Annotated in this window: 14 protein-coding genes and 1 tRNA gene; 9 read left to right on the forward strand and 6 right to left on the reverse strand. The window is 72.5% G+C overall.

The window, feature by feature from the left end; all coding sequences use genetic code 11:
- Positions 1 to 9: 9 nt before the first annotated feature.
- From ACIQKA_RS33040 to ACIQKA_RS33055, 4 genes are all read left to right on the forward strand, one after another.
- Positions 10 to 435 (forward strand): hypothetical protein, encoded by a 426-nt coding sequence (locus tag ACIQKA_RS33040; RefSeq protein ID WP_383152344.1) that lies wholly within the window; start codon positions 10 to 12, stop codon positions 433 to 435.
- Positions 432 to 1,202 (forward strand): transcriptional regulator, encoded by a 771-nt coding sequence (locus ACIQKA_RS33045; protein ID WP_383152345.1) that lies wholly within the window; start codon positions 432 to 434, stop codon positions 1,200 to 1,202. The genes ACIQKA_RS33040 and ACIQKA_RS33045 overlap by 4 nt, the downstream gene beginning before the upstream one ends.
- 41 nt (positions 1,203 to 1,243) lie before the next feature.
- Positions 1,244 to 1,747, forward strand: coding sequence for a roadblock/LC7 domain-containing protein (locus ACIQKA_RS33050; protein ID WP_383433011.1), 504 nt, complete (start codon positions 1,244 to 1,246; stop codon positions 1,745 to 1,747).
- Positions 1,748 to 1,828: 81 nt separating this feature from the next.
- Complete coding sequence (locus ACIQKA_RS33055) at positions 1,829 to 2,200, forward strand: hypothetical protein (RefSeq protein ID WP_030215919.1); 372 nt, start codon at positions 1,829 to 1,831, stop codon at positions 2,198 to 2,200.
- A gap of 29 nt (positions 2,201 to 2,229) precedes the next feature.
- Here ACIQKA_RS33055 and ACIQKA_RS33060 read toward each other — a convergent pair whose 3' ends face one another.
- The gene (locus ACIQKA_RS33060; RefSeq protein ID WP_383152347.1) at positions 2,230 to 3,075 is read right to left on the reverse strand and encodes a MurR/RpiR family transcriptional regulator; all 846 of its coding nucleotides are present in this window, start codon (positions 3,073 to 3,075) and stop codon (positions 2,230 to 2,232) included.
- A gap of 440 nt (positions 3,076 to 3,515) precedes the next feature.
- Positions 3,516 to 4,904, reverse strand: a complete 1,389-nt coding sequence (locus ACIQKA_RS33065) for a cystathionine beta-synthase (protein ID WP_383152348.1) — start codon at positions 4,902 to 4,904, stop codon at positions 3,516 to 3,518.
- Between the two features lie 103 nt (positions 4,905 to 5,007).
- Between ACIQKA_RS33065 and ACIQKA_RS33070 the strand changes: the two genes are divergently transcribed.
- The 3 genes from ACIQKA_RS33070 (at position 5,008) to ACIQKA_RS33080 (ending at position 8,603) form a co-directional block, all read left to right on the forward strand.
- On the forward strand, positions 5,008 to 6,045 hold the full coding sequence (locus ACIQKA_RS33070) for an SGNH/GDSL hydrolase family protein (RefSeq protein ID WP_383443474.1): 1,038 nt from the start codon (positions 5,008 to 5,010) through the stop codon (positions 6,043 to 6,045).
- Positions 6,046 to 6,315: 270 nt separating this feature from the next.
- Positions 6,316 to 7,536 (forward strand): acetyl-CoA C-acetyltransferase, encoded by a 1,221-nt coding sequence (locus ACIQKA_RS33075; protein ID WP_402543194.1) that lies wholly within the window; start codon positions 6,316 to 6,318, stop codon positions 7,534 to 7,536.
- A 248-nt stretch (positions 7,537 to 7,784) separates the two neighbouring features.
- A complete protein-coding gene (locus ACIQKA_RS33080) occupies positions 7,785 to 8,603 on the forward strand; it encodes a hypothetical protein (protein WP_383152403.1) in 819 nt (272 codons plus the stop codon).
- 26 nt (positions 8,604 to 8,629) lie between these two features.
- Here the strand turns inward: ACIQKA_RS33080 and ACIQKA_RS33085 are convergent, their stop codons facing one another.
- From ACIQKA_RS33085 to ACIQKA_RS33100, 4 genes are all read right to left on the reverse strand, one after another.
- Positions 8,630 to 8,959 carry a hypothetical protein gene (locus ACIQKA_RS33085; protein ID WP_383152351.1) on the reverse strand — a complete coding sequence of 110 codons (330 nt, stop codon included), beginning with the start codon at positions 8,957 to 8,959 and terminating at the stop codon, positions 8,630 to 8,632.
- A gap of 113 nt (positions 8,960 to 9,072) precedes the next feature.
- Complete coding sequence (locus tag ACIQKA_RS33090; RefSeq protein ID WP_383152352.1) at positions 9,073 to 9,975, reverse strand: Bax inhibitor-1/YccA family protein; 903 nt, start codon at positions 9,973 to 9,975, stop codon at positions 9,073 to 9,075.
- A gap of 158 nt (positions 9,976 to 10,133) precedes the next feature.
- Complete coding sequence (locus ACIQKA_RS33095) at positions 10,134 to 11,618, reverse strand: DUF2079 domain-containing protein (RefSeq protein ID WP_402543195.1); 1,485 nt, start codon at positions 11,616 to 11,618, stop codon at positions 10,134 to 10,136.
- Between the two features lie 230 nt (positions 11,619 to 11,848).
- Positions 11,849 to 11,933, reverse strand: a tRNA-Leu gene (locus ACIQKA_RS33100).
- A 388-nt stretch (positions 11,934 to 12,321) separates the two neighbouring features.
- Between ACIQKA_RS33100 and ACIQKA_RS33105 the strand changes: the two genes are divergently transcribed.
- Both ACIQKA_RS33105 and ACIQKA_RS33110 read left to right on the forward strand, forming a co-directional pair.
- The gene (locus ACIQKA_RS33105) at positions 12,322 to 13,092 is read left to right on the forward strand and encodes an ABC transporter ATP-binding protein (protein WP_062754977.1); all 771 of its coding nucleotides are present in this window, start codon (positions 12,322 to 12,324) and stop codon (positions 13,090 to 13,092) included.
- Between the two features lie 98 nt (positions 13,093 to 13,190).
- Entirely contained in the window at positions 13,191 to 15,722 is a 2,532-nt protein-coding gene (locus tag ACIQKA_RS33110; RefSeq protein ID WP_391096721.1) for an FtsX-like permease family protein, read from the forward strand.
- Positions 15,723 to 15,751 lie beyond the last annotated feature (29 nt).

Consider the following 15,751-nt stretch of genomic DNA (forward strand, 5'->3'; position numbering starts at 1 on the left):
GGAATCCGCGTGCCCGGAATCGACGAGTGCCTGACGGAGGCCATGACCCTACCGGGTGCTCGGGGCGCCTCCCTGGTCGACTGGACCAGCGGGCTCGCGCTGGGGACGGCGGGCGACTCACCCGTCGGGGACCACGAGACCACGGCCGCCGAGACCGCCGAACTGGCCCGCTCGGCGGCCGAATTCGACACCTTCCTGGCGACGGACGACGACACCGGAGGAGCGGACGGGACCGGAGGGGCCGGGGACGACGGAGGGCCTCCCGTCGAGGACCTGATCGTCACCACCCGGGCCGGCTACCACGTCCTCCGCTTCGTCGAGACCTCCTTCGACAGCAGCGTCTTCCTCCACCTCTGGCTCGACCGCGCGACCGGCAACCTCGCCCTCGCCCGCATGAGACTCCGCGACATAGCCGAGAAGCTGGTCCTCGGATGAGCGCGGTCGCCACCCCCGTCTCCCCGATGCTGGTCCGGCTCGCCGCCGAGAAGGCCACCGGGGCCCTGCTGCGCGACCACGGCACGCTCTACCTCGTGGACGGCCGGGTCGTGCACGCCGAGAGCCCCGCCGCCCCCGGCGTCGACGTCCTCCTCACCACCGGCGGCCGGCTGCCCCGGGAGAACTGGGACGAGGCCGTCGACCGGGCCGGCGCCCACCGCGCGGTCGGCCGCTTCCTCGTCGACAGCGGGCGGCTCCAGGACGGGGAGCTGGAGATCTGCCACCTCGGCGCGGTCTTCGACGCCGCCTTCTTCGCCCTCTCCCCCACCAGCGGCCCGACCCGCTTCCGGTACGGGGTGGGGCACTGGTTCGGCACGGTGCGGCCGGTCTCGGCCGAGGCCGTCGAGCGCGAGACCGTGCGCCGCCGCGAACTCCTCGACGCCGTCTGGCCGTACCCCGCCGTGGACACCGCCCCGGTCGTCCCCCGCCCCGCCGCCCCCGGCCAGACCGTGGGGGCCCGGCAGCGCGCCCTGCTCGCGGCGGCCGACGGCGAGCGGAACCCGGCCGAGCTGGCCCGGCTGCTCGGACGCCCCGCCTTCCACACGCTCCTCGACGTCCGGCGGCTGGCCGCCGCCGGACTCGTCGAGACCCCGCTCACCCCCGAACCCGACCCCGTGCCACCGGCCCTCTTACCCGTCCCGCCGGTGCCCGATCCCGACATCGCCCTGCTGCGCCGGCTCCGTGACGCCCTGGAGGCACACCTGTGATGAGGCGTGCCCTGCGCATGCGCGCCGAGAGGAGACAGCTCATGACGGCAGAAGCCGAGGTCCTCGGCGAGCTGAGACGGCTGCGGGCGCGGCTGCCCCAGCTCACCGGAGCCCTGGCGGCCAGCGCCGACGGACTCGTCCTGGCCCACGACACCGTGGACGGCGAGGCCGAGAGCGTGGCCGCGCTGACCGCGGCGGCGCTGGGCGTCGGCCAGCGCCTCACCGACTCCACCGGCCAGGGCCGCTTCCGCGAACTGCTCGTACGCGGCGAGAGCGGCTACGTGGCGACGTACGCGGCGGGCGGCTCGGCCGTCCTGACGCTGCTCGCGGAGCCCCGGATCAACGTGGGGCGGCTCCACCTGGAGGCCCGCAGGTCCAGCACCCGGATCGGCGAGCTGGTCGACGGGGCCCTTGAGCGCAGGGAGCCGGCGACCCGGCTCGGGCAGCTCCCGCCCCCGTATCCCGGCAAGCCCCCGCACCCCGGGAGTCCCCCGCTGCCGGGGAGGCCCCCGGTCCGCGAGGTCCGTCACCCGAGGAGCCCGTAGCCCCGGCAGTACCGGAGACCCACGGCCCGAGAGGCCGTCACCCGAGAAGCACGTCCCCCCAGAAGGAAGAAGTACGACACCATGGCGAACACCGAGACCTCCCTCAAGGAAGCGGCCTCCATCGACGGCGCGATCGGCGCTGCCCTCGTCGACTACACCAGCGGCATGGCGCTCGGCACCATCGGCGGCGGCAAGGAGCTCGACCTGAACGTGGCCGCCGCCGGCAACACCGACGTCGTCCGGGCCAAGGTCCGGGCGATGGAGATGCTGGGGCTCAACGACGAGATCGAGGACATCCTCATCACCCTCGGCACCCACTACCACCTGATCCGGCTGCTCAAGGGCCGCAACACCAACGGCCTCTTCCTCTACCTGGCCCTGCACAAGGACCGGGCGAACCTGGCGATGGCCCGCCACCAGCTGAAGAAGATCGAGAACGAGCTGGAGGTCTGACGGCCGGAGGGCCGCCCACCGGGCGGGTCCTACTCGACGAAGAGGCCCCGCGCCGCCGCCTTCGCGTCGAACTCCTCCAGGCGCGCCTGCGCGTCGGGGAGTTCGTCGGCCATCGCCTCCAGGAGGACCCGGCCGAGCATCATGGGGGCGCAGGCGGTGTCGAAGGCGAGCCCGGTGCCGACGGCGGCCGGGATCAGCAGGTCGCTGTGGGCGGCGACGGGCGCGAACGCCGAGTCGGCGACGGTCACGACCGCGAGCCCGGCCGCCCGCGCGTACTCCAGGGCCTCGACGACCTCGCGCGGGTGCCGGGGCAGCGCGAAGCAGAGCAGGGCCGTGGCCCCGGCCCGTACGGCCGCGTCGACGCGGTCCGTGAGCATCGAGCCGCCCTCGTCGAGGAGCCGCACGTCCGGGTGCACCTTGGCGGCGAAGTAGGCGAAGCCGCGCGCCTGCGAGGAGGCGGCCCGCAGCCCGAGCACGGGCAGCGGGCGGGAGGCGGCGAGGAGGCGGCCGGCCCGCTCGACGGGCCCGGGGTCCGCGAGCAGTCCGGCGAGGTGCCGGAGGTTCTCGACCTCGGCGAGCACGGCCTGCTGGTACTCGTTGAACGCCTCGCCCCCGCCCCCGCCCGCACCGGCCCCGGGGGGCGCGACCTCCCGCAGGTGGCGGCGGAGCGCCGGGTACCCGTCGAAGCCGAGGGCGACGGCGAAGCGGGTGACGGAGGGCTGGCTCACCCCGGCGAGCTCGGCCAGTTCCACGCTGGACAGGAACGGCACGTCTCCGGCGCGCCGCACCATGCAGTGCGCGATCCGCCGCTGGGTCGGCGTCAGCCGGTGCCCCTCGAAGAGGGCCTGGAGCCGGCCGGCCGGGCTGTCGCTCACGTCGCCCTCCCCTTTCGCCCATTCACTCGCACGTCGCTCTGCATAAGGATATGCACGATCCGGTGCGGGCGGTCCTGGGAAGAGGATGGCCGAAGGGCCCCCCGCCACCGCGGGGGGCCCTTCGGCGAAGCTCGGCGCGGGGACCGCCGCACCCCCGTTGCCGGGGGGCGGGACGACGGCGGTCCCCGCGAGGGACACGGGCCCGGGTCAGGGCCGGTCCGCGTCCGTGGCGTCTCTGGAGGCCCGGGAGCCGCTCCGGAAGTCCGTGACGCCGACGAAGAACAATCTGCCGGACGCGTGTTAAGCGGGTGCTGCGCGGACGTGTCGCGCTCGTACCGATTGCGCGAACGCGTCCGCGCGACCCGTTTCCGGACCCGCCCGGCGGCGTCGGCCGCCCGCGCCCGGGCCGGTCCCGCAGGGCCGCCCGCCCGCCTCCGGCACTACTTCGCGCCGCCGCCCGCCAGGAAGGCGAGCAGGTCCTGGCGGCTGACGACGCCGGTCGGCTTGCCCTCGACCAGGACGGTCGCCGCGTCGGCGGCCTCGCCCAGGACGGCCATCAGGTCGGCCACGGGCTCGCCGGAGCCGACCTGCGGCAGCGGCGCGCTCATGTGGCGCTCCAGCGGGTCCTCCAGGGACGCCTTCTTGGTGAAGAGGGCGTCGAGCAGCTCGCGCTCGACGACCGAGCCGACGACCTCGGCGGCCATGACGTCGGGGTGGCCGGCGCCCGGCTTCACGATGGGCATCTGAGAGACGCCGTACTCGCGCAGCACCTCGATGGCCTGGCCGACGGTCTCGTCCGGGTGCATGTGGACGAGGGAGGGCAGGCCGCCCTCCTTGTGGCGCAGGACGTCCGCGACGGTGGCGGAGGAGGTGTCCTCCAGGAAGCCGTAGTCGGCCATCCACTCGTCGCTGAAGATCTTGGACATGTAGCCGCGGCCGGAGTCCGGCAGCAGCACGACCACGACGTCGTCGGGGCCGAGGTCGCGGGCGACCTCCAGGGCCGCGACCACGGCCATGCCGCAGGAGCCGCCGACGAGGAGGCCCTCCTCCTTGGCGAGGCGGCGGGTCATCTGGAAGGAGTCCTTGTCGGACACGGCCACGATCCCGTCGGCGACCTTGCGGTCGTACGCGCTGGGCCAGAAGTCCTCGCCGACGCCCTCGACCAGGTACGGCCGGCCCGAGCCGCCCGAGTAGACGGAGCCCTCCGGGTCGGCGCCGATGACCTTGACGGCGCCGCCGCTGGCCTCCTTGAGGTAGTTGCCGGTGCCGGAGATGGTGCCGCCGGTGCCGACGCCCGCGACGAAGTGGGTGATCCTCCCGTCCGTCTGCTCCCACAGCTCGGGACCGGTGGTCTCGTAGTGCGAGCGCGGGTTGTTCGGGTTGGAGTACTGGTCCGGCTTCCAGGCGTTCGGCGTCTCGCGGACGAGCCGGTCGGAGACGTTGTAGTACGAGTCCGGGTGCTCCGGGTCCACGGCCGTGGGGCAGACGACGACCTCGGCGCCGTACGCCCGCAGCACGTTGATCTTGTCGAGCGACACCTTGTCGGGGCAGACGAAGATGCACTTGTAGCCCTTCTGCTGGGCCACGATCGCCAGGCCGACGCCGGTGTTGCCCGACGTGGGCTCGACGATGGTGCCGCCGGGCTTCAGCTCGCCGCTGCGCTCGGCCGCCTCGATCATCCGCAGGGCGATCCGGTCCTTGACCGAGCCGCCGGGGTTGAAGTACTCGACCTTGGCCAGGACGGTCGCCTGGATGCCCGCTGTGACGTGGTTGAGCTTCACCAGCGGGGTGTTGCCGACGAGGCTGATCATCGAGTCGTGGAATTGCACCGTAATCTCCGGGGTCTCCGTAATGGTGTGGCCAGCGTATGCGTAGTCGGAGCGGGTTACGGGGCAGTTACACCGTGAACGGCTTGAAGGAGGTGACGGCCCCATGTCGAGGGCGAGGGCGGCGCGGCGGATCGCGGCGGGTGCGGCGTACGGCGGCGGGAGCATCGGACTCCTCGGGGTCGCGACGGTGGGGGTCCTCCTCGCCGAGGCGCACCTCGCGAAGCGGACCGTGGGGGGCGGGGCGGCCCCGCTGCCGCCCGCGGCGGACGGGCTCTACGGGCGGGCGTTCGGGACGGAGGACCCGCTGCGACTGGCCCTTCTGGGTGATTCCACGGCGGCGGGCCAGGGCGTGCGGCGCACCGGCCAGACGCCGGGCGCGCTGCTCGCCTCGGGGCTCGCGGCGGTGGCGGAGCGGCCGGTGCTGCTGCGGAACGTGGCCCTGTCGGGGGCGCGCTCGGACGACCTGGAGCGGCAGGTGTCGCTGCTGCTCGCGCAGCCCCTGGGGCCGCCGGACGTGTGCGTGATCATGATCGGGGCGAACGACGTGACGCACCGGATGCCGCCGACGGAGTCGGTGCGGCTCCTGGCGGCGGCGGTGCGGCGGCTGCGGACGGCGGGCTCGGAGGTGGTCGTCGGCACCTGCCCGGATCTGGGCACGATCGAGCCGGTCTACCAGCCGCTGCGCTGGCTGGCCCGGCGGGCGTCGCGGCAGCTCGCGGCGGCGCAGACGATCGTGGTGGTGGAGCAGGGCGGGCGGACGGTGTCGCTCGGCGACCTGCTCGGCCCGGAGTTCGCGGCGAACCCGCGCGAGATGTTCGGGGTGGACAGCTTCCACCCGTCGGCCGAGGGGTACGCGACGGCGGCGATGGCCGTGCTGCCGACGGTCTGCGCGGTGCTCGGCGCGTGGCCGGAGGCCGACCGGCTGGAGCCGGCGCGCCGGGAGAACATGCTGCCGGTGGCGAAGGCGGCGGCCGAGGCGGCGCGGGAGGCGGGCACCGAGGTCACGGGCGCCCGGGCGCCCTGGGCCCTGCTCAAGCACCGCCGCAGGCGGCGGCTGCCGGTCGCGACGGAGGCGGCGGAGGCCCCGGCGGAACCCGCCCCTTCCCCGGAGGCTCCCGCGTCGGAGGCTCCCGCCAACTGATCACCCGCCGGGAGCCCGGGGGCCAGGGCCCCTGCGACCCGGAGCCCGGGGGCCCTGCGCCCCGGAGCCCGGGATCCGGGTTCCTGCGCCCCGGAGCCCCCGACCCCGGGAACAAAGCCCCGGCGGGCGCCGTTCCCGACGGAGGACCCCCTTCCTGAGCGACCGCTTAGAAAAGAGGCCCGCATCACACGTCCGTCCCGGTGACCCCGTGCGGTACGTACGGGTAACTTCCCTTTCAGTCCGCCCACTCCGCACCCTCATGGAGCCGTGATGCCCGAAGCCGTGATCGTCTCGACCGCCCGTTCCCCCATCGGCCGGGCCTTCAAGGGCTCCCTGAAGGACCTGCGCCCGGACGACCTCACCGCGACCATCGTCCAGGCCGCCCTGGCGAAGGTGCCCGAGCTGGACCCGCGCGACATCGACGACCTGATGCTGGGCTGCGGCCTGCCCGGCGGCGAGCAGGGCAACAACCTGGGCCGGATCGTGGCCGTGCAGATGGGCATGGACCACCTGCCGGGCTGCACGGTCACCCGCTACTGCTCCTCCTCGCTCCAGACCTCCCGGATGGCGCTGCACGCGATCAAGGCGGGCGAGGGCGACGTCTTCATCTCCGCCGGCGTCGAGATGGTCTCCCGCTTCACCAAGGGCAACTCGGACTCCCTGCCCGACACGCACAACCCGTTCTTCGCCGAGGCCGAGGCCCGCACCGCCGAGGTCGCCGCCTCCGAGGGCTCCACCTGGCACGACCCGCGCGAGGACGGCGTCGTCCCCGACGCGTACATCGCCATGGGCCAGACCGCGGAGAACCTGGCCCGGCTCAAGGGCGTCAGCCGCCGGGAGATGGACGAGTTCGGCGTGCGGTCGCAGAACCTCGCCGAGCAGGCCATCAAGAACGGCTTCTGGGAGCGCGAGATCACCCCGGTGACGCTGCCGGACGGCACCGTCGTCTCGGCGGACGACGGCCCGCGCGCCGGCGTCACCCTGGAGGGCGTGCAGGGCCTCAAGCCGGTCTTCCGCCCCGACGGCCTGGTCACCGCCGCCAACTGCTGCCCGCTCAACGACGGCGCCGCCGCCCTGGTGATCATGTCCGACACCAAGGCCCGCGACCTGGGCCTGACCCCGCTGGCCCGGATCGTCTCCACCGGCGTCTCCGGCCTCTCCCCCGAGATCATGGGCCTCGGCCCGGTCGAGGCGTCGAAGCAGGCCCTCGAGCGCGCCGGCCTCACCATCGGCGACATCGACCTGGCGGAGATCAACGAGGCCTTCGCCGCCCAGGTCATCCCCTCCTACCAGGACCTGGGCCTGGACCTGGACAAGGTGAACGTCAACGGCGGCGCCATCGCCGTCGGCCACCCCTTCGGCATGACCGGCGCCCGCATCACCGGCACCCTGATCAACGGCCTCCAGTTCCACGACAAGCAGTTCGGCCTGGAGACGATGTGCGTCGGCGGCGGCCAGGGCATGGCGATGGTCATCGAGCGCCTCAGCTGAGCCCGCTCCCCTCGCGGACGGCGGTCAACCGCGTCGCGTCCCAGCCGTGACCGAATCTCCCCCAGGATGTGACCTACCTCCCGGGGGAGTTCGTTTTCCCAGGTCAGAGCGGTTTCGGGACCAAACGCCTGGCAGAAATACCTGTCCAATTCGTGACGTAATGCACTGACAGCGGCCCCCACCTCACGACAAGCTGAGGTAGGAAGTCGGGGGATCGACTCGGAATCGGGAGTACGTCAGTGAGCGCCATGCCTCTTGCCCTGCTGCTGACCACGGCCGCCGCCACGGCCGTGGGCGCTGCCGCCCTGCACGCCGTCCACGGTCTCCGCAAGCAGGTCACCGCCCTGCGGAGCGAGCTGGCCGCCGGGCACGGCGTGACGGTTCCCGCCGCCCGTGCCACGCCCGCCGCCGAGATACGGGCCGCGGTCGCGGAGGCCCTGGCCGAGGAGCGCGAGCGCGAGCTCGCCGAGGCGCGGGCCTTCTGGGCGGCGCAGGAGGCCCGGGACGCGGCCGACGCCCCGTCCCTGCTCGGCGGCCTCGGCGGCCCGGCCGAGGACGGCTCCTTCTTCGTGCCGCGCCAGAGCGACTTCGCGGGCCTGGAGGCGATGGCCCTGGAGGCCATGGAGGCCGAGGCGGCGGCGCTCGACGGCGCGGCGGAGCCGCTGGACGAGTTCCCCGAGGACTCCCCGGAGCTGGCCGCGGCCCGGCGCCGGCACCCCTCGCACCCGGACTTCGTGCCGGTGCAGACCCCGGTCGTCACCGACCACGAGCGGACGGTGGCGCGCCTGGAGGAGCTGGCCGACACGCGCACGGCCCTGACCGACGTCCGCCCGGGCCCGCTGGGCACCCTGGACGTCTACGTCTTCGCGGACGGCACCACGCTCTGTATGACCCCCGGGCACCGCGAGACCGCGGAGCGCCTCGCGGAGGCCCTGCGCGCGGGCCGGACCCCGGTGCTGCTCGGCGGCTCGGGCGTCTCCGGCGCCTTCGCCCTGACCTTCTCGTACGGCGAATCGGACGAGGAGAACGTCTACATCCTCGCGGACCGCGTGATCGCCTCCCTGTAGGGCCGCACGCGGCCCCGGGCGGACCCCTACAGCCCCGAGCGCGCCGCCGCCTCCCGTACGAGCCCCACGGCCTCGTCCAGCTCCCCCTCGCGGGAGTCGGCCGGGGCCGTTCGCAGTGCCTCGGCCAGGTCGCTCCCGGCCACCGCGAGCTGGTCGGCCACCGCGAAGACCCCGGCGTCCGGCATGGTCCGGGGCTCCCGGTCCGGTTCCTCGGCGCGCTGCGCGCGCACCGCGAGCTCGCGGGCGAGGGCGAGCCCCTCGGCCGCCGCGCCCCGCTGGAGGCGGCTCTGCGGGGCGGCGCGCAGCCGGTCGGCGAACCGCTCAACGGCGGCGGTCAGGTCACTCGTATCAAGCACCCCGCGACCCTACGCGCCGCCCGGGACCCCGTGCCAGCGGCACCCGGGAACGCGGAAGGGCCCGCCCGGCGCGAAGCCGGACGGGCCCTTCCCCCGAGTCACGGGGTCGTGCGTCAGTCGTCGCCCTGGAGGATCGACAGCAGACGCAGCATCTCCAGGTAGATCCACACCAGGGTCATGGTGAGGCCGAAGGCGGCCAGCCAGGCCTCCTCGCGCGGCGCGCCGTAGGTCACGCCGTCCTCGACCTGCTTGAAGTCGAGGGCGAGGAAGCAGGCGCCCAGGATGATGCCGATGACGCCGAACAGGATGCCGAGGCCACCGCTGCGGAAGCCGAGGCCGTCGCCGCCGGCGAAGACCGCGAACAGCAGGTTGGTCACCATGAGGAGCATGAAGCCCATCGCGGCGGCCATCACGAAGCCGTAGAAGCGCCGGTTGACCCGGATCCAGCCCATCTTGTAGGCGATGAGCACGCCGGCGAAGACCGCCATGGTGCCCAGGACCGCCTGGATGACGACGCCGTCGGCGATGTACGTCGAGACGGCGGCCGAGATCACTCCGAGGAAGACGCCCTCGAAGGCGGCGTAGCCCAGGATCAGCGCGGGCGAAGGCTTGCGCTTGAAGGACTGCACGAGCGACAGGACGAGGGCGACCAGGGCGGCGCCGATGGCGATGCCGTAGGACTTGCCCAGGTTCGCCGGGTCGACCGGCAGCAGCAGCCAGGACAGGACGGCGGTGAGCACGACCGTGCCGAGCGTCATGGCCGTGCGGCTCACGACGTCGTCGATCGTCATCACGTTGCCGCGGGCCTGCTGCGGGGCGCCGAGCTGCGTGTCCTGAGGGGCGTACGGGTTGGTCGCGTACGGGTTCGTCGCGTCCCCGGCGTGCGGGGTGCCGGTGGCGTACGGGTTGGTTCCGACGGCGGGGCCCCCGGCCTGCGGCTGCTGCGCGTTGAAGCCCGCGTAGCCGTTGTCGCGGCTGAACCCCCGTCGCGAGAAGACCGGGTTGCTGCTCCTCATCTCACTCCTCCATGGCAGACCGCACGGCGCGGCCTTGCGTCAAGGGTAATGCGTAGGCAAAAGAAACTCCCTAGTGCTCGGGGAGGATCTTTCCCTCATCTTCCCGCTCTTCCTCTCCGGAGTCGCGGGGTGTACGCCCCCTCCGCCGGGGCCCGTCCTCAGGGCCGCCCGCCGGGGGCGCCGGCCGGCTCGTCGACCCGTTCGAGCAGGGAGATCCCGCTCCGGCGCTCGACGAGCCGGTAGCCGGGGACGTGCGGGGCGCCGGATTCCAGGGACTTCCCGGTGGCGCATTCCGGATCGGACGGATCGGCGTTGTCGTAGACCATCCAGCGGGGCCGTTCCTTCGGCTCGAAGGAACGCGGGAAGAGGCACACCTCGCTGACGGTGGTCCGGTACGCCAGCTGGGCCGCGAGGCGATTGGACGCGGCCACCGTGGCGCCGTCGGGGATCTTCCCGAGGATTTCGTCGGTCACGCGCACGTGCTCGGACGTGGTCCACGTCCGCGGCAGCACGAGTTCGTGGAACGGGGAGGTGAAGAAGGTGACGCCGGTGGCCACCGCGCCGATCACCCCGGCGTGCAGGAGCCTGCGGGTGATCGTCCGCCCCGAGGCGACGGCGTGGACGGCCGCGGCGAAGGCGACCGGCATCAGGACCGCGCTGTAGTGGAAGTCCATTCCCCAGTAGTTGGGGAAATCCGAGGTGAAGCGCCAGCCGAGGGTGGGGAGCATCACGATCAGGAGGGGGGAGCGGACCGCCAGGAATCCGGTGGGGGCCACGGTCATGAGCAGCGTGAGCCATTTGACCGGCGGCCAGAAAGTCGCCGCGGTCTTCACCAGGAGGCTCTTCTCCTGCGGTTCCGCGGGCGGCCAGTAGGCGAACTCGCCGAGCGGATTGACGGACGGCAGGACGACGAACATCGCGAGGGCCGTCGCCACCGCGCCGAAGAGGGCCAGCAGGATGCCCGTGCGCCGGGGTCCCTTCCACGCGACGTACGCGCCGATCGCCGCCACCGTGAGCCCGAGGTCCTCCTTGACCAGGACCAGGGGGATCGCCCAGAGGACGGCCGCGCGCCACTTCTCGCGGCCGGCGGCGCACACGGAGAACGCGAGGAGCGGCACCGCGAAGGCCACTTCGTGGAAGTCGAACTGGACGAGTTCCGCGATGCCCCAGGAGGCCCCGTAGGAGATTCCGATCCAGTGGGCGAACTTCGGGCCCCTGACGTCGAGGGCCCACAGCGTGATCGGAATGACGGAGACCGCGATCAGGGCCGCCTGGCACACCAGGAGCGTATAGCTCGACGGGAACACCTTGTAGAGGGGCCCGAGAATCGCGAGGATCGGGTGGAAATGGTCCCCGAGCGCGTTGTAACCGGTCCCCTTGAGAGGGGCGTACGGAGCCGTGAACTCCGAGTAGGACTTCGCTATCTGGGTGAAGATGCCCAGGTCGTATCCGGTCGTCAGATGTATCGCGTGACGCCGGGCGGACAGGGCCAGGTAGACCAGGAAGAAAACACCGGAAAGGAGAAGTGCGGGCCTCTTCGAATACCGCTCCGACGGTTTCCGCGCATTTCCCGCGGGTGCCGATCCGCCCCCTTCCGGTGCGCGCCGCTGAGAGGGCACTGCCGAAAGGTTCAGGATATTCATGACGGCATGAGAACCTAACAGGAGGCGGAGGGGTCCCTCAGGGTAACAGGGGCTCTCGACGGCCTCCCCGGACACCGCGGGCCACCGGACGGACCTGCGGACGGGCGCCGGAGCGGAGGGGTCCGCTCCGTGCGGGCGAGGTGCCGGGGGCACCCTCCCGGCCTCCCGCGGGGGCCCGAAGGGGCCGGCGGAGAACGGACGCTCCCGCCGGTCGGCGGTGCTGTCGTCGGTGGTGCCCGGAACCGGACTCGAACCGGTACGGCCCGAAGGCCAGCGAGGTTTAAGCTCGCCGTGTCTGCATTCCACCATCCGGGCGTCGCGATGCTCCGCGTTGGCACATGAGCCTATCGGGGCGCTTCCCTCGTTCAGCCGAACATCGCCCCTGATGTTGTCTTATTTTATTGAGGTCTGAGGGTGCGTCAGCGCAGGTGGGGGCCTTTTCGCCGAACTGTGACGGGGGTCGCAGGCGCAAACCGGCACCCCTGGGAATGACGAAAAGTCGTCGCATTTGTGTCACCTCGGTCCGGAGCCCCCGGTCCGGCGCCTCTCAGGGGCCCGGTCATACCTCAGGAGGAGGAGACGGGGCTCCGGTCCGACTCCAGACTGCCCCGGGAACGGGCACGTGGGCGGACGTCCGGGGGCGGAACGCTCGACACGATGGAGGGGTTCCCGAAACAGCCCCGCAGTGACAGGAGTCCTCCTCGTGACCACCTCCCCCACCGTGTCCCGCGCCACCGCGGTGGCCGCCCGCGCCACGGATCTCACGAAGGTCTACGGACAGGGCGAGACCCAGGTGGTCGCGCTCGACCACGTCACCGTGGACTTCCGGCAGGGCGAGTTCACCGCCATCATGGGCCCCTCCGGCTCCGGCAAGTCGACGCTCATGCACTGCGTCGCCGGCCTGGACTCCTTCTCCTCCGGCTCGGTGCGGATCGGCGAGACCGAGCTGTCCACCCTGAAGGACAAGCACCTCACCCAGCTCCGCCGGGACAAGATCGGCTTCATCTTCCAGGCCTTCAACCTCCTGCCGACGCTGACGGCCATGGAGAACATCACGCTCCCGATGGACATCGCGGGCCGCAAGGCCGACAAGCAGTGGGTCCAGCAGGTCATCGACATGCTCGGCCTCTCCGGCCGGCTCACCCACCGCCCCACCGAGCTCTCCGGCGGCCAGCAGCAGCGCGTGGCCGTGGCCCGCGCGCTCGCCTCCCGCCCCGAGATCATCTTCGGCGACGAGCCCACCGGAAACCTGGACTCCCGCTCGGGCGCCGAGGTCCTCGGCTTCCTGCGCAACTCGGTCCGGGAGCTGGGCCAGACCGTCGTCATGGTCACCCACGACCCCGTCGCCGCCTCCTACGCGGACCGCGTGATCTTCCTCGCGGACGGCCGGATCGTCGACGAGATGCTGAGCCCGACGGCGGACGGCGTGCTCGACCGCATGAAGGCCTTCGACGCCAAGGGCCGTACGAGCTGACGCGCGGACGCCGGAACCGGACTCGAACCGGTACGGCCCCGCGGCGCGCCCCGCGCCCCCCGACCTCCGTCCGCCCCACCCTCCGTTCAGGACACCCCATGTTCCGTACCGCCCTGCGCAACGTCCTCGCGCACAAGGCGAGACTGCTGATGACCGTCCTCGCCGTGATGCTCGGCGTGGCCTTCGTCTCCGGCACCCTCGTCTTCACCGACACCCTCTCCCAGGCCTTCCGCAACCAGTCGGCGAAGAGCTACGACGACGTCGCCGTCGCCGTCGAGATGCGCCCGGACCCCGAGGAGGCCCGGCAGGCCCCCGGCCTCTCCCAGAAGGACGTCGACGAGGTCGCCGGGCTCGACGGGGTCGCCTCCGTCGCCCCGCGCGTCGGCGGCTTCGCGGGCGTGCCCGACAGGAACGGCAAGCTGATCGGCGTCGGCTGGTCCAACAAGGGCACCAACTTCGCCCCCGGCAAGGACGGCAAGGACCGCGCGTACGCCTTCGCCGCCGGCGACGGGCCGACCCGCGACAACGAGATCGCGCTCGACCGGGCCTCCGCCGACAAGGGCGGCTACGAGGTCGGCGACACCGTCCGCGTGGCCACCAACGGCCCGGTGAAGGAGTACGTCCTCTCCGGCGTCTTCACCACCGAGGACGGCGCCGTCAACGCCGGCGGCAGCCTGGTCCTCTTCGACACCTCCGTGGCCCAGAAGCTCTACCTGAAGCCCGGGTTCTTCCAGGAGCTGACCGTCACGGCCGCCCCCGGCGCGCAGGCGGACAAGCTGCTCGACGAGGTCCTGAAGGTGGTCCCGAAGGCCGCCACCGCCCAGACCGGCCAGGCCCTCGCCGACCGGCAGGCCGAGGACATCGAGGCCGGGCTCGGCGCGCTCAACCAGGTGCTCCTGGGCTTCGCGGGCATCGCGCTCTTCGTCGGCGTCTTCCTCATCGCCAACACCTTCACCATGCTGGTCGCCCAGCGCACCAAGGAACTGGCCCTGATGCGCGCGGTCGGCGCCTCGCGCAAGCAGATCACCCGCTCCGTCCTCGCCGAGGCCGGACTGGTCGGCCTGGTCGCCTCGGCCGTCGGCCTCGTCCTGGGCGTCGGCCTCGCGGTCGCGCTCCGGTCGGCCATGAACGCCTTCGACCTGAAGATCCCGGCCGGCGGCCTCGTCATCGGCGCCGCCCCCGTCGTCTCCGCGTTCGCCGTCGGCGTCCTGATCACCATGCTCGCCGCCTGGCTGCCCGGCCGCCGCGCCGCGAGGATCCCGCCGGTCGCCGCCATGAACAGCGTGCACGCCACCGCGAGCACCAAGTCGCTCGTCGTGCGGAACTCCATCGGTGCCGCGTTCACCGCGCTCGGCGCCGTCCTGATCGTGCTCGGCGCGGGCAAGGGCGGGGACGACGGCCGCATGCTCATCGCGGGCGGCGCGTTCGTCACCCTCATCGGCGTGATCGTGCTGATCCCGATGCTGTCGCGGCCCGTGATCGCCCTGATTCGCCCGCTCTTCGTCGGCCTGTTCGGGATCTCCGGCAAGCTCGCCGGGCTGAACGCGGTCCGCAATCCGCGCCGCACCGGCGCCACCGCCTCCGCGCTCGCCATCGGCCTGACCCTGGTCACCGGCCTCTCGGTGCTCGGCGCGACCGTCGGCACCGCCATCGACAGGATGACCGTCGACCAGATCAAGGCCGACTACATGGTCACCATGGCCAGCGGCGACAGCCTGAGCCAGGAGGCGCTCGCCGCCCTCGCCAAGGCCCCCGGCGTCACGGCCGTCTCCCCGCAGCAGGCCGGCGCCCTGGAGATCGAGGGGAAGTTCGTCTCCGCCTCCGGCGTCACGCCCGGCGACATCGAGAAGGTCCTCAACCTCCACGTCGTGAACGGCTCGCTGTCCTCCCTGAAGCAGGGACGGATCGCGGTCGCCGACAAGACCGCCGAGAAGCGCGGCCTGAAGGTCGGCGACACGGTCCCGGTCGAGTACACGGACAAGGTCAAGGGCAAGCTGACCGTCGGCGCGATCTACGAGGAGAGCGAGTTCGTCTCCCCCGTCCTGATCGACCACGAGGTGATCGAGGCCCACGACCCGCAGGCCTACACCCCGCAGATCTTCGTCACGATGGACGGTGGCGCCTCCGACGCCAACGCCGGGGCGCTGTCGAAGGCCATGGGCGACAACCCCGGCATCACCGTGATGAACCACAAGGACATCCGCGACGCCTTCGGCGGTCCGATCAACATGCTCCTGAACATCGTCTACGGCCTGCTCGGCATGGCCCTGGTCATCGCCGTCCTCGGCGTCGTCAACACCCTCGCGATGTCCGTCTTCGAGCGCCAGCAGGAGATCGGCATGCTCCGCGCGATCGGTCTCGACCGGCGCCGGGTGAAGCGGATGGTCCGTCTGGAGGCCGTGGTCATCTCGGTGTTCGGCGCGATCGTCGGCATCGGCCTCGGCGCGTTCCTCGGCTGGGCGATCGGCGAGACCTTCAAGAGCAGCCTGCCGGGCTACGCCCTGGTCCTGCCCTGGGAGCGGATCGGCGTCTTCCTGCTCCTGGCCGGCCTGGTCGGCGTCCTCGCCTCGCTGTGGCCGGCCCGCAGCGCGGCCCGCCTGAACATGCTCGCCGCCATCAAGGCCGAGTAGCCGCCCGCACCACCGGCGAAGGGCCGGCC

Source organism: Streptomyces sp. NPDC092045, assembly GCF_044756005.1.
GTDB lineage: Bacteria > Actinomycetota > Actinomycetes > Streptomycetales > Streptomycetaceae > Streptomyces.

Excerpts from the sequence above, each read along its gene's own strand:
- ACIQKA_RS33045 (WP_383152345.1), top strand. The coding sequence starts at position 432 with ATGAGCGCGGTCGCCACCCCCGTCTCCCCGATGCTGGTCCGGCTCGCC.
- ACIQKA_RS33050 (WP_383433011.1), top strand. The coding sequence starts at position 1,244 with ATGACGGCAGAAGCCGAGGTCCTCGGCGAGCTGAGACGGCTGCGGGCG.
- ACIQKA_RS33055 (WP_030215919.1), top strand. The coding sequence starts at position 1,829 with ATGGCGAACACCGAGACCTCCCTCAAGGAAGCGGCCTCCATCGACGGC.
- ACIQKA_RS33070 (WP_383443474.1), top strand. The coding sequence starts at position 5,008 with ATGTCGAGGGCGAGGGCGGCGCGGCGGATCGCGGCGGGTGCGGCGTAC.
- ACIQKA_RS33075 (WP_402543194.1), top strand. The coding sequence starts at position 6,316 with ATGCCCGAAGCCGTGATCGTCTCGACCGCCCGTTCCCCCATCGGCCGG.
- ACIQKA_RS33080 (WP_383152403.1), top strand. The coding sequence starts at position 7,785 with ATGCCTCTTGCCCTGCTGCTGACCACGGCCGCCGCCACGGCCGTGGGC.
- ACIQKA_RS33090 (WP_383152352.1), bottom strand. The coding sequence starts at position 9,975 with ATGAGGAGCAGCAACCCGGTCTTCTCGCGACGGGGGTTCAGCCGCGAC.
- ACIQKA_RS33095 (WP_402543195.1), bottom strand. The coding sequence starts at position 11,618 with ATGAATATCCTGAACCTTTCGGCAGTGCCCTCTCAGCGGCGCGCACCG.
- ACIQKA_RS33110 (WP_391096721.1), top strand. The coding sequence starts at position 13,191 with ATGTTCCGTACCGCCCTGCGCAACGTCCTCGCGCACAAGGCGAGACTG.